Source organism: Pseudomonas sp. GNP014 (assembly GCF_054344005.1).
The window spans coordinates 3644613-3657789 of record NZ_JBTGUS010000001.1 but is presented as its reverse complement, the minus strand read 5'-3'; the positions used below and the strand labels follow the sequence as shown (position 1 = coordinate 3657789).

13 protein-coding genes are annotated in these 13177 nt (G+C 62.3%); 8 read left to right on the top strand and 5 right to left on the bottom strand.

Translation table 11 applies throughout. From position 1 onward, the window contains the following. Positions 1-115: 115 nt before the first annotated feature. The 3 genes from ACXX9E_RS16445 to ACXX9E_RS16435 form a co-directional block, all read right to left on the bottom strand. A complete protein-coding gene (locus ACXX9E_RS16445; protein ID WP_447808445.1) occupies positions 116-1228 on the bottom strand; it encodes a succinylglutamate desuccinylase/aspartoacylase family protein in 1113 nt (370 codons plus the stop codon). A 198-nt stretch (positions 1229-1426) separates the two neighbouring features. Then, positions 1427-2206, bottom strand: coding sequence for an L-arginine-binding protein AotJ (aotJ, locus tag ACXX9E_RS16440; RefSeq protein WP_123467594.1), 780 nt, complete (start codon positions 2204-2206; stop codon positions 1427-1429). Between the two features lie 373 nt (positions 2207-2579). Next, entirely contained in the window at positions 2580-3008 is a 429-nt protein-coding gene (locus ACXX9E_RS16435) for a rhodanese-like domain-containing protein (RefSeq protein WP_458555727.1), read from the bottom strand. Between the two features lie 101 nt (positions 3009-3109). Here ACXX9E_RS16435 and ftrA point away from each other — a divergent pair, with 101 nt between their 5' ends. Beyond that, positions 3110-4084, top strand: coding sequence for a transcriptional regulator FtrA (ftrA, locus tag ACXX9E_RS16430; RefSeq protein WP_458555726.1), 975 nt, complete (start codon positions 3110-3112; stop codon positions 4082-4084). A 113-nt stretch (positions 4085-4197) separates the two neighbouring features. Here ftrA and cobF read toward each other — a convergent pair whose 3' ends face one another. Both cobF and ACXX9E_RS16420 read right to left on the bottom strand, forming a co-directional pair. After that, the gene (gene cobF, locus ACXX9E_RS16425; protein ID WP_267795506.1) at positions 4198-4953 is read right to left on the bottom strand and encodes a precorrin-6A synthase (deacetylating); all 756 of its coding nucleotides are present in this window, start codon (positions 4951-4953) and stop codon (positions 4198-4200) included. Continuing rightward, on the bottom strand, positions 4953-5705 hold the full coding sequence (locus ACXX9E_RS16420; protein ID WP_458555725.1) for a histidine phosphatase family protein: 753 nt from the start codon (positions 5703-5705) through the stop codon (positions 4953-4955). Before ACXX9E_RS16420 ends, cobF begins: the two co-directional genes overlap by 1 nt. A 148-nt stretch (positions 5706-5853) precedes the next feature. Between ACXX9E_RS16420 and ACXX9E_RS16415 the strand changes: the two genes are divergently transcribed. The 7 genes from ACXX9E_RS16415 to aruG all read left to right on the top strand — a co-directional run bounded on the left by ACXX9E_RS16415 (position 5854) and on the right by aruG (position 13088). Continuing rightward, a complete protein-coding gene (locus tag ACXX9E_RS16415; protein WP_123467584.1) occupies positions 5854-6708 on the top strand; it encodes a MurR/RpiR family transcriptional regulator in 855 nt (284 codons plus the stop codon). A 2-nt stretch (positions 6709-6710) separates the two neighbouring features. Continuing rightward, complete coding sequence (locus ACXX9E_RS16410; protein ID WP_123467582.1) at positions 6711-7355, top strand: cysteine hydrolase family protein; 645 nt, start codon at positions 6711-6713, stop codon at positions 7353-7355. Beyond that, positions 7352-8683 carry a type I glutamate--ammonia ligase gene (locus ACXX9E_RS16405; protein ID WP_123467580.1) on the top strand — a complete coding sequence of 444 codons (1332 nt, stop codon included), beginning with the start codon at positions 7352-7354 and terminating at the stop codon, positions 8681-8683. Before ACXX9E_RS16410 ends, ACXX9E_RS16405 begins: the two co-directional genes overlap by 4 nt. Continuing rightward, positions 8667-9419 (top strand): N-formylglutamate amidohydrolase, encoded by a 753-nt coding sequence (locus tag ACXX9E_RS16400; RefSeq protein WP_222833207.1) that lies wholly within the window; start codon positions 8667-8669, stop codon positions 9417-9419. The genes ACXX9E_RS16405 and ACXX9E_RS16400 overlap by 17 nt, the downstream gene beginning before the upstream one ends. Before the next feature lie 88 nt (positions 9420-9507). After that, positions 9508-10857 (top strand): APC family permease, encoded by a 1350-nt coding sequence (locus ACXX9E_RS16395; protein WP_128615882.1) that lies wholly within the window; start codon positions 9508-9510, stop codon positions 10855-10857. A 118-nt stretch (positions 10858-10975) separates the two neighbouring features. Next, positions 10976-11992, top strand: coding sequence for an arginine N-succinyltransferase (gene astA, locus ACXX9E_RS16390; RefSeq protein ID WP_123467574.1), 1017 nt, complete (start codon positions 10976-10978; stop codon positions 11990-11992). A gap of 61 nt (positions 11993-12053) precedes the next feature. Next, entirely contained in the window at positions 12054-13088 is a 1035-nt protein-coding gene (aruG, locus tag ACXX9E_RS16385) for an arginine N-succinyltransferase (protein ID WP_123467572.1), read from the top strand. The last annotated feature ends 89 nt before the right edge of the window (positions 13089-13177 follow it).

Here is a 13177-nt window from a genome sequence, read left to right as displayed (position 1 = left end):
GATCCAGATTTGGCGATGTTGCTGATGGCCCCTTCGCGAACAAGCCCGCTCCCACAGAGAAACGCATTTCAAGGTGGCGGCGCGCCTGCTCGCGAATGCATTCGCCGCAGATCTGTCAGTCGTTGGACAGCTTGCCCGTCCGGAACGGCACCCGACCCGCGACTTTCGCCTGCCAGATCCCCGGTTGGGTGTAACGCCCACGGTCGATGGCAAACAACACGCCGCTGGTACCGGCGCACACGGTGGTCACGCGATCCTGCAGCGGATCGACCACTTCAAACAGTGCATCGCCCTGCTCGACCCACTCGCCCGCATTGCGCAGAAAACTCACCACACCATGGTGTGGCGCGAACAGATATTCAGTGCCCTCGAACGGCAGGCCCTCGCAGCACGCGTCCGGCGCGGTCGGCCATTCGCCGCTGATAAAGCCCTGCTCGGCGAGAAAACCGAGAATCGCTTCGCAATTGGCCTGGGCCTGATCGACCCGGGTGTCGCCCATGCTGCCCAGCTCCAGGGTGGTGGCGAGGTTGGCCAGTGGAATCGCGGCCTGGGGAAATGCCCGCGCCAGGCGCAGCCACGGCGTCGAGCAGGACTCATCGAACGAACTGCCGCCGGAATCTTCACACAACAGCGCCACGCCAGCCTTCAGCCGTGCCGCCAGCGATTGCCATCGCGGCCAGTGCTGCGGCAGCGCGTAAAGGTGGATCGCGGCGTCGAAATCGCAATGCAGATCAAGGGTGATGTCGGCATCGCAGGCGTGGCGCAGCAACAAGCGATGCAGGGCTTCCAGTTGCGAAGCCGGAGCCGGCAGCTCATCGAACAGCTGAAGCATGGTCTGGCGGATCAAGGCGATGTTGGCCTCGGCATCGCGGCCCAGACGCTCGCCGATCCGCGCCGCCACCGGTGCGCTGAGTTCGACGAAGGCGCGGTTGAAGTTCTTGCCGCTGCCCAGTTCGAAACGGCCCATGTGCGCACCTTGCAGATGCTGGTCCAGCCCGATCGGGTTGGCCACCGGCACCAGTTCGATCACGCCCTGCAAACGGCCTTGCTGTTCGAGCGCGTTCAGACGCTGCTTGAGTTCCCAGGCGGTGCGCATACCCGGCAGTTCATCGGCGTGCAGGCTGGCCTGGATGTAGGCCTTGCGCGGGCCCGCGCCGTAACGGAACACACTGAGGGAGCGTTCGCTGCCCAGGTGGCTCCAGGGTAGAACATGGTCGATGCGTTGCATGGGATATCTCCTGAAAACCGGATCTCACAGATCCCCTGTAGGAGTGAGCCTGCTCGCGATAGCGGTATATCAGACAACAGTGATGTTGAATGCTAAACCGCTATCGCGAGCAGGCTCACTCCTACAAGGTTCTCGCCACCATTAGAGCGTAAAAAAAGTGGCCGGCGCAGTGCGCGGGCCACTTTTTTCTACGGCGTATTAATGGCCGTACACGTCAAAGTCAAAGTACTTGTCCTGCACTTGCTTGTACTTGCCATTGGCGCGGATTTCGGTGATGGCCTTGTTGAACTGCTCGGCCAGGGCGGTATCGCCCTTGCGTACGGCAATGCCGGCGCCACCGCCGAAGTACTTGGCATCTTCGTAGGTCGGGCCGACGAATTCGAAGCCTTTGCCGGCGTCGGTTTTCAGGAAGCCGTCACTCAGGTTGACCGAGTCGGCCAGCATCGCGTCGATACGGCCGGAGACCATGTCGAGGTTGGCTTCCTGTTGCGAGCCGTAACGCACCAGCTCGATGCCGGCCGGAACCAGCACTTCGGTGGCGTAGCGGTCGTGGGTACTGGCACGCAGCACGCCGACTTTCTTGCCCTTGAGCTCGGTCAGCGGGTCCTTGACGCCGGAACCTTCCTTCATCACGAAGCGCGCCGGGGTGTGGTAGTACTTGATGGTGAAATCAACGTTTTTCTTGCGGTCGTCGGTGATGGTCATCGAGGACAGGATCGCGTCGATTTTCTTCACTTTCAGCGCCGGGATCAGGCCATCGAACTCTTGCTCGACCCAGGTGCATTTGACTTTCATCTGTTCACACAGCGCATCACCGATGTCCACGTCGAAACCGGTGAGTTTGCCGTCAGGGGTTTTCATCGAGAATGGCGGGTAACCGGCTTCGATACCGATGCGGATCGGCTTGGCGTCTTCGGCCACGGCGGTCAGGGACAACATCGACAGTGCCAGGGCACCGAACATCACTAGCTTCTTCATTTATAACTCCTGTGTGCGGAGGCTTTTATTGGCAGCTTCGATTCAGCGTTCGGTCATGGCCAATGGGCGGCAAAAACCGAAGTGGCCGGCAGTCTATGGCGCCGCGCACAGGGCAAATTGTTTTTAAGCGACAAATACTTACAGGAATTCGGCAAGGCGATTGACCGGGGTCAACCGCTGCGCCGTCGTGGTGCAAAGGCTGTAGGACAAGCCCTCGATCGGCCCACAAATCAACTGCAGGAGACGCCGAAGGCTGCGATCTTTTAACGCTGGTTCGGGCGGCAGAACACTTTCGGCTGCATACCCACGCAGAGCGTGGGAACGCTTGGCCCGTTCAACAGATCGCCGTCTTCGGCAACAGTTGCATGTGCTTTCAGCAGGCGCAGCTGACGGGACTCCCGGCGGCGTGCGGCAGGCTCAGTTCGAACCCTTCGTCCAGCCAGCCGGTGACGCCGCCGAGCATTTCCTTGACCGAGTAACCCAGCGCCGCCAGTTTCACCGCTGCCTTGTTGGCGCCGTTGCAGTGCGGGCCGGCGCAATACACCACGAACAAGGTGGTTTTCGCGTAGCCCTGCAACCCTTGTTCCGTCAGCAGACGTGTCGGGATGTTGATCGCACCCGGCACATGGCCGCGCTCGAACGCCAGCGGCCCACGCACATCAACCAGCACGAAGTCGATTTCCCCGGCTTCCTGGCTGCTGTACACGTCGGAGCAATCGGTTTCGAAAGTCAGACGGTTGCTGAAATGCATCAGGGCAATGGCCGAGGGGGCGGCAGGAATGTCGCGAACCAGGCTGGTCATAGGTGTTGCTCCTTTATCTGAACGGGTGTGAACAGACTTTATCGAGCCGGCGCTCGGCGCTACAGTGGCGCACAAGACACCCACCGGGAATTTTCCGCCAAATGCACACCTCACCAGGACTGGTCGCGATTCTGGCCTACGATGGCCTCTGTACCTTCGAATTCGGCATCGCCGTGGAGATCTTCGGCCTGGCCCGACCGGAGTTCGATTTCCCGTGGTACACGCATGCGATTGCCGCGGTCGATCAAGGCCCGATGCGCGCCATGGGCGGGATTCAGGTGTTGGCAGATGGTGGCCTGGAACTGCTGGCCGACGCGCGTACCATCATCATTCCCGGTTGGCGCGACCGTAACGCCGCCGTGCCGCCGGCGTTGATCGACGCGTTGCATCAGGCCCACGCGCGGGGCGCCCGATTACTGTCGATCTGCTCCGGGGTGTTTGTGCTGGCGGCCAGCGGCCTGCTCGACGGTCACGGCGCCACGACTCACTGGCGCTACACCACGGAACTGGCTGAGCGGTTTCCGGCCATTGCAGTCGATCCGGACGTGCTGTACGTCGACGCCGGCCAGTTGATTACCTCGGCTGGCAGCGCTGCGGGCATCGACGCCTGCCTGCACCTGGTGGCGCGGGACTTCGGCACTCAGGTCGCCAACACGGTGGCGCGGCGTCTGGTAATGTCGCCGCAACGCACCGGCGGTCAGGCGCAGTTCATTCCGGCCCCCGTCAGCGCGACGCCGCGCAACGATTTGTCACGGGTGATGCAGTGGGCCCGCGAGCGCTTGCACCAACCGCTGGAGGTGCGCGATCTGGCCAATGAGGCGGCGATGAGCGAGCGGACCTTTTTGCGGCGGTTCACCGAGGCCAGTGGTCAGTCGCCCAAGGCGTGGTTGCAGCATGAGCGGCTGGCGCGGGCGCGAGAGTTGCTGGAGAGCACACCGCAGCACACCGAACAGATTGCCCAGCGCTGCGGGTATCGCTCGGTGGAAAGTTTTCGCGTGGCGTTTCGCAGCGTGGTGGGGGTGCCGCCGTCGGTGTATCGGGAGCGGTTCGGGCGTGGGGACAACGCAATTTCCTGAGGTGATCCCAGGGGCTCCTTTGCGGGCAAACCCGCTCCCACAGGCTTTAGCGGTGATTGACTCCCCGTGGGATCGGGCTTGCTCGCCAAAAGGCCGGCAGAGGCGCCAATGGACTATGGCCGGCGCAGCAAATAGGTATCCATTATCCACCCATGCTCAGCCCGCGCCGCCTTGCGCACCCGCTCAATCTCATCCGCCACGTCTCCCAACTTGCCACTGATCAGAATCTCGTCCGGCGTGCCCAGGTACGCGCCCCAGTAAATCGACGTCGCGGGATCCGCCACCCGCCGATAGGCCTCTTCGCCATCGAGCATCACCACCAGACTCTCGGCCTCACTCACCTGCCCCGCCGCCAACCGCCGACCGGTGGTGATCTCCACGGAGCAACCGATCGAGTTCAACGGCACTTTGTGCTGCGCCGCCAGTGCCTGCACGCTGGTGATGCCGGGGATCACTTCGAACTCGAACGCACAGCGGCCCGAGGCCAGAATGGCTTGCAGGATGCGGATCGTGCTGTCGTACAACGCCGGATCGCCCCACACCAGGAAACCGCCACACTGGCCGTCGGACAATTCATCATTGATCAGCCGTTCGAAGGTCTGCTGCTTCAGCCGATTCAACTCATCGACACTGGCGATATAGTCGACCTCGCCGCGCTCGCGCTCCGGACTGTGGGCTTCGGCAAAGCGATAGGCACGATCGGTGATGTAGCGCGCACAGATCTCCCGGCGCAGGTCGATCAGTTTGTCCTTGCTCTGGCCCTTGTCCATGAGGAAGAACACATCGACGCGGTTCAGCGCCTTCACCGCCTGCATCGTGATGTAGTCCGGATGACCGGCGCCGATGCCAATCACCAGTAGTCGTTTCATCAGAGCACTCCCTCAGGGTCTATGCCGGGCAAGCGTAGCCGCCATCGACCGTTGAACTGCAATTCGATCGACGCCAGCGGCTCGACATCAATTGCGTTGAACGCCGCGCCCTGCACAACCTGCATCAATGCCGCACGGACCACGAACGGATGGGTGACGGCGACCACATGGCCCGGCGCCGACTGTACTTGCATCAGCCATGCCGCTACCCGGGCGCCGAGTTGCGTAACGGATTCCCCCCCAGGCGGCACAGCCTGTGGATCGCTGAGCCACGCGTGCAACGCTTCGCCCTCCTCGCGCTGCACATCCTTGATCGACTGGCCATGCCAGCGGCCCCAATCGCAGTCACGCAACGCGTCCTCCACGTCGGCATCGGCACCAAACCACGCGGCCGTCTGGCGCGTGCGCAACTCGGGGCCGCAAAGCAAGCGGCGCGGCCGGGGGTAGCGGGCGGCCAGCGCGTCGGGCGCCAGCGCGATATTTTCAACGGGCTCGTTCGTAGGAAAACGCGCCAGTTTTTGTGCGACGGTTCGCGCATGGCAAATCAAAGTCAAACGGGTGGTCAGCACGGTGCATCGCTCGCTCAGGAGGCATGAAAAACAACGGCGCAACGCCGACGGGTCGGTAATTGTGCCGTAAACCGCGGGCTGCGGGACAACACAAAACGCGCCGGAGCGTGCTCGTAATGTTACAAAAGCGGCAATCTCTGACACCACCATGGGCAACGGACTACAAAGCCGGTCGACTTTCATGTAGGCCTTGTTACACGGGCATTTCGCACCCTTTTGGAGCCTGTTCAACATGGCGAAAAATTCACTAGACATGTAGCGTCAGTTACATAAATACTGTTTTAACGGATTGTGAAGCGAATTCGACACCCCCCATCCAGCAGGAGCCCGGATGCCCCCTCTCAGAGACCTGATCACTGACCCTGGCCTCGAACTGACGCCATCAGAGCGCAAAGTCGTGCGCGCCTTGCTCGATCAGTATCCGCGCAATGGCCTGGGGCCAATGGCACGCCTGGCCGAACACGCCGGTGTCAGCGATCCGACTATCGTGCGTCTGGTCAAAAAACTCGGTTTTGGTGGTTACGCCGAATTCCAGGACGCGTTGCTCAGCGACATGGATCATCGCCTGCGCTCGCCGCGCACTCTGTTGCAGCCACGTGCGCAACAGCACAAGGACGATGCCTGGAGCCATTACCTGGGCGACAGCCATCGCCTGCTGGTCGAAACCCAATCGCTGACCCAGCCCGAAGACGTGCGCATCCTCAGCGACTGGCTGCTGGATACCCGTCATCAGGTGTACTGCTTTGGCGGGCGTTTCAGCAGCCTGATGGCCACCTACCTGCTCAATCACCTGCGCTTGCTGCGTCCCGGCTGTTTTGCCCTGGAAGACAACGCGCAATTGCCCGACCGACTGTTCGACCTGCAGCGTCAGGACGTGGTGCTGGTGTTCGACTATCGCCGCTATCAGACCCAGGCCCTGCGTGTCGCCAGCGCGGCGAAACACAATAACGCGCGGGTGGTGCTGTTCACCGATATCTACGCCTCGCCCCTGCGCGAACTGGCCGACCTGATCATCAGCGCCCCGGTGGAGTCGGCCTCGCCGTTCGACACCATGGTTCCGGCACTGGCGCAGGTCGAGGCGCTGATTGCCTGCCTGACTCTGCGCAGCCCGGATCTGGCCGATCGCCTGGAAGGCATCGACGCCCTGCGCAACGACTTCAACACCCACCTGCTGGAGGATAAATAAGGATGTTCAGCCTTCCCCATCGCTCGCCGCGGGATCTGCCGTTTGTCACCGATCACAGCGCATTGCTGCTGGTGGACATGCAGCGTGCCTGGCTCGAGCCGCAGTACGACCCGCACCTGAACGGACCGGATGCCGAATACTTCCTGACCCGCACCCACATGCAGGTGGTGCCCAACCAGCGCCGGTTGCTCAGCGCCTTTCGCGAAGCGCGGCAGAACGTGCTGCACACCATCATCGAGAGCCTGACCGCCGACGGCCGCGACCGCTCGCTGGACCACAAGCTGTCGGACATGCACCTGCCCAAGGGCAGTGAGCAGGCGCGGATCATCGACGACCTGACCCCGGTGGAAAACGAGATCGTCTTGCCGAAAACTTCGTCTGGGGTGTTCAACTCGACCAACATCGACTACGTGCTGCGCAACCTCGAAACCCGTCACTTGATCATCGCCGGCATTGTCACCGACCAGTGCGTCGACATGGCCGTGCGCGACGCCGCCGACCGTGGCTATCTGGTGACCCTGGTCGAAGACGCCTGCGCCACCTACACCCCGGCGCGGCATGACGCCTGCCTGAATGCGATCAAGGGCTACTGCTGGATCACCGACACGCAAACCGTGCTCGGCCGGTTGCAGGAGATGCGCCCATGAGTGCACGCCTGACGCCGCTGCCGATGACCACCATCGTCACCACCGACCTGATCGGCATTACCCGGGGCCGCTCGTTTCCCACCGATGAGCTGGAGCATTATCAAGCCGCCGGCTGCGGCTGGGTACCGGCCAACAGTGCGCTGACGCCGCAGGATGTCATCGCCTCGACCAACCCGTGGGGCGCCTATGGCGATCTGCGGCTGATTCCGGACCTGAGCAGCCGCGTCACTGTCGGCAACGGCCCGGACGCCGATGCGCCAGCGCTGGACTTTATCCACGGTGATATCCGCGAAACCGATGGCCGCCCGTGGGGCGCCTGCCCGCGCACGTTGCTGCGTGACGAAATCGAACGATATCGCGACGTACTGGGCCTGCAGGTCAACGCCGCGTTCGAACACGAATTCAACCTGCACGCCGGGTTTGCCGAACACCTGGCGTTTTCCCTCGAAGCCCAGCGTCAGGGCGCCGAATTCGGCGGCTGGCTGCTCAGCGCCTTGCGCGCCGGTGGCGTCGAGCCAGAAATGTTCCTGCCCGAATACGGCAAGCATCAATACGAAATCACCTGCCGCCCGACCCTTGGCGTGGCGGCGGCAGACCGTGCGGTGAACGTGCGCGAAATCACCCGTGAGATCGCCCGGCAAATGGGCCTGGATCTGAGTTTCGCACCGAAAACTGCCGCCGATGCCGTGTGCAACGGCGTGCACCTGCACGTCAGCCTGCTCGATCTGGCGGGGCAGCCGCAGCTCTACGACGCGGGCACCAGCAACGGTTTGTCGAGCCTTGGCCAGCATTGGGCGGCGGGGATTCTGCATTATCTGCCGGCGCTGTGTGCGTTCACCGCTCCGACGCCGGTGTCCTACGAGCGCCTGCAGCCGCATCACTGGAGTGCGTCTTATGCCTGTCTGGGCCAGCAAAATCGTGAAGCGGCGCTGCGCATCTGCCCGACCGTGACACTCGGCGGCAAACCCGTGGCCAACCAGTTCAACCTGGAGTTCCGCGCCATGGACGCCACCGCCTCGCCGCACCTGGCGATGGCCGCGCTGCTGATCGCCGGACGGCTGGGCATCGAACAGCGCCTGGCGCTGAACGCCATCACCGATGAAATTCCCGATTCACTCAACGACGAGCAACGCAAGGCCCGGGGCATCGTTGCCCTGCCCGCCTCGCTGGCCCAGGCGCTGGATTGCCTGCGTGACAGTGCAGCCTTCAATGAATGGTTGCCCAAGCCTTTGCTCGACACCTACCACGCCCTTAAAACCGAGGAACTGGCGCTGACGGAACAGCTCTCGCCCGCTGACCTGTGTGAGCACTATGCACGCCTGTACTGAATCCACCGAGTCGGGGTTGTACACCCGCCCGGTCTACAACCTGAGCCGCGAAGATTCATCGCATCCGTTGATCCTGGTGTGCGAGCACGCCAGCCGCTACATCCCCGAGGCCCTGAACAATCTGGGCCTGGACGATGCCGCCGCCCGCGAGCACATCGCCTGGGACATCGGCGCACTGCAACTGGCAGAAGCACTGTCGGAAACACTCGGGGCGACACTGTTGAGCGCCAATTATTCACGGCTGCTGATTGATCTGAATCGTCCGCGCCATGCGCCGGACAGCATTCCGGCGCAGAGCGAGATTTACCAGGTGCCGGGCAACCGCGAGCTGGACGAAGCCAGCCGCGAATACCGCCGCCAGACGCTGTTCAAACCGTTTCACGCGCGCTTGCAGACGTTGATCGACGCCCGCATCGCCAAAGGCCAGCCGGTACGGGTGGTGGGGATTCACAGTTTTACCCCGGTGTATTACGGCCAGCCACGACCGCTGGAAATCGGCGTGTTGTTCGGGCAGGCGAAAGCCTATGCGCAACGTGTGCTCGACGGCCTCGACGAACTTGCGCTGAAGGTCGCCGGCAATCAGCCGTACAAGATCGACCCGCTGGGCGACATGACTGTGCCGGTGCATGGCGATGCCCGCGGCCTGGATTCGGTGCTGATCGAGGTGCGCAACGATCTGCTGCGCAGCCCGCAAGCCGTGGCCTTGTGGGCCGAGCGCCTGGCGCCACTGCTGTAACGAATGTTGTAGAAACTGCAGATGCTGTAAATGACGGACCGACATAACAACTAAAAACGCTCGATAAGCTGACAAGGAGTTGCGCTTCATGGAAATAGAAGAGTTCGGCTACAAACAGGAGTTGAAACGTAGCCTGACACTGACCGACCTGGTGGTGTACGGGATGATCTTCATGATCCCCATCGCCCCGTTCGGCGTGTATGGCTACGTCAATGCCGAGGCGCCCGGGATGGTGCCTCTGGCCTACATCATCGGCATGGTGGCAATGCTGTTCACCGCGTTGAGCTACGGCAGCATGGCCAAGGCTTTTCCGATCGCCGGCTCGGTATATTCCTACGCACAGCGCGGCCTCAATCAACACGTCGGGTTCATTGCCGGCTGGCTGATGCTGCTCGATTACCTGCTGATTCCGCCACTGCTCTACGTCTATGCAGCAATGGCGCTCAATCACCTGTACCCGGACATTCCGAAAGTCGGCTTCATTCTGGCGTTCCTGGTCAGCGCCACCTTCGTCAACCTGCGCGGCATCACCTTCACCGCACGGATGAACATCATCTTCCTGCTGGCGCAACTGGTGGTGCTGGGGATTTTCTTGTTCTACGCCTGGAACGCCCTGCACCACGGCGGCGGCAACGGCGAGCTGACCCTGGCGCCGCTGTATCACCCGGAAACGTTCAACTTCGCCCTGCTGATGCAAGCGGTGTCGATTGCGGTGCTGTCGTTCCTCGGCTTCGATGCGATTTCCACCCTCGCGGAAGAAATCAAGGGCGATCCGGGCAAAAGCGTCGGCAAAGCGGCGCTGATCACATTGCTGGTGATGGGGGTGATTTTCGTCGCACAGACCTGGATCGCCACCGATCTGGCAGCAGGCATGGGCTTCAAGTCCGCCGACACTGCGTTCTATGAAATCGCCGAAATCGCCGCCGGCAGCTGGCTGGCGACCCTGACCGGGGTGGCGACCGCGCTGGCCTGGGGCGTCGCGGTGGCAATCACCTCGCAAGCCGCGGTCTCGCGCCTGCTGTTCGGCATGGCCCGCGACGGCAAGTTGCCGAAAGTGCTGGCCAAGGTGCACCCGACACACAACACGCCGTACCTGAGCATTTATCTGGTGGCGGTGCTGTCGCTGGTGATTTGCTACCTGTTCATCAACTCGGTCGACACCCTGACCTCGCTGGTCAACTTCGGCGCGCTCAGCGGCTTCATGCTGCTGCACCTGACGGTGATCAACTACTACTGGCGTCGGCAAAAGTCCGGTCAGGTCGTGCGTCACCTGATCTGCCCGGTGATCGGCTTCATCATCGTCGCGGCCATCATGTACAACATGGGCGTCGATGCGCAGAAACTCGGCCTGATCTGGATCGCTTTGGGCCTGGTGTACCTGTTCTTCCTCAACAAGCTCGGCGCCAGTACCGCGCTGCCTGACCCGAGCAACGGCTGACAAGAAAAAGAGCGGCGTCTGACAACAGATCAGGCGACCGCCGATTTAACGCGTGGACACCGACAGTGATAGTCAGGTTCGGCGAATTCGCCGGACCTTTTGATACAGGAGTACATCCATGCTGGTCTTACGCCCAGTGGAACCCGGCGACCTGCCGCAATTGCAACAATTGGCGCGCGATAGCCTGGTCGGCGTCACGTCGCTGCCGGACGACAGTGAACGCCTGCGCGATAAAATCGCCGCGTCCTGCGCCTCGTTTGCCAGCGAGGCCACGGCACCGGGGCCGGAAAACTACTTCTTCGTGCTCGAAGACCTCGACAGTCAACGCCTGCTCGGCTGCTCGGAGATCCTCGCCACCGCCGGTTTCAAGGAACCGTTCTACAGTCTGCGCAACCGCCACTTCACCAGTGCCTCGCGGGAGTTGAACATCGAGCACGGTGTACCGGCGCTGTCGCTGTGCCACGACCTCAACGATCACACCCTGTTGCGCGGTTTTCATATCGACGCGGAACTGGTGCGCACGCCGTTTTCCGAGTTGCTGTCGCGGGCACGCCTGCTGTTCATCGCCGCCCACGCGCCGCGCTTCGCCGAAGCGGTGATCACCGAAATCGTCGGCTACAGCGACGAGAACGGCCACTCGCCGTTCTGGGATGCGCTGGGCAAACATTTTTTCGACCTGCCCTACGTCGAAGCCGAGCGCCTGTGCGGATTGCAAAGCCGCACGTTCCTCGCCGAACTGATGCCGCAATATCCGATCTACGTGCCGATGCTGCCGCCCGCCGCACAGCAATGCATTGGCCGCATTCACCCGGACGGCCAGGAAGCGTTCGACATTCTTGAGCGCGAAGGTTTTGAAACCAACAGCTACATCGACCTGTTCGATGCCGGCCCGACCCTGTATGCACGCACGGCGAACATCCAGTCGATCGCCCGCAGCCAGACGCTTGAAGTGCAGCAACAGGCGCACATTGATGCGCGCGGCGGTTACCTGCTGAGCAACGACTCGCTGCACGGCTACCGGGCGATTGTCGCCGAACTGGATTACCGCCCCGATCAACCGCTGGCCCTCACCCCGGCAATGTGTGCGGCGCTGAATGTGACCGACGGCAGCCTGATCCGCCTGATTGCCCTGTGAACCGCGCCCGGTCTCGCACCCAACGACAGTGCCCGAGCAGGCGCGCAGAAGGAGTTACAGCATGATTGTCCGCCCGGTTAAAGTCAGCGACTTGCCAGCCTTGATGACACTGGTGCAACAGGCCGGCCCAGGGTTTACCACCCTGCCGGCCAACGAAGAGCGTCTGGCCCACCGGGTACGCTGGGCGCAACGGGCGTTTGCCGAACAGGTGGAACGTGCCGACGCCGACTACCTGTTCGTGCTCGAAGACGACGACCTGCGCGTGGTCGGTGTCAGCGCCTTGACCGGGGCCGTGGGCCTGCGCGAACCCTGGTACAACTATCGGGTCGGGCTGACAGTCAGTTCGGCCCCGGACCTGGGCATTCAGCGGCAGATTCCGACGCTGTTCCTCAACAACGAACTGACCGGCCAGTCGGAGCTGTGCTCCTTGTTTCTGGGGCATGACCACCGTCAGGGCAGCAATGGTCGCCTGCTGTCGTTGGGGCGTTTGTTGTTCGTTGCCGAGTTCCCGCACCTGTTCGGCGAAAAAATGATTGCCGAACTGCGCGGCAGCGCCGATGAACAGGGCTGTTCGCCGTTCTGGGACAGTCTGGGCCGGCACTTCTTCCAGATGGACTTCAGCCATGCCGACCACTTGTCGGGGCTGGGCAACAAGTCGTTCATTGCCGAACTGATGCCACGTCAGCCGTTGTACACCTGCCTGCTCACCGAACAGGCGCAAGCGGCCATCGGTCAGGCGCACCCCAACACCGAACCGGCACTGAAAATCCTCCAGGCCGAGGGGTTCGCCCATAAGGGCTATATCGACATTTTCGACGGTGGCCCGGTGATCGAAGCGCCAGTGCGCAGCATTCGCACCGTGCGCGACAGCCTGGAGCTGACCCTGAGCCTCGGCACCCCGGACGAGCAGGCGCCGCTGTGGCTGATCCACAACCGTCGTCTGGAAAACTGCCGCATCACCGTCGCGCGGGCCCGTCGGGTCGGCAGCAGCCTGGTGATCGACCGCCTCACAGCCAAACGCCTGCAACTGCAACCGGGCAATTCAGTGCGCGCAGTGATGCTGCCCAATCAACAGCAGCAGGCGGTCGCGGCCTGAATCGTCATCTGCCAGGAGATTCCCTGTGGCGAGGGAATTGATCCCGGTTCCACTGCACAACAGTCGCAGAATCGGTAAATGCGACGGAG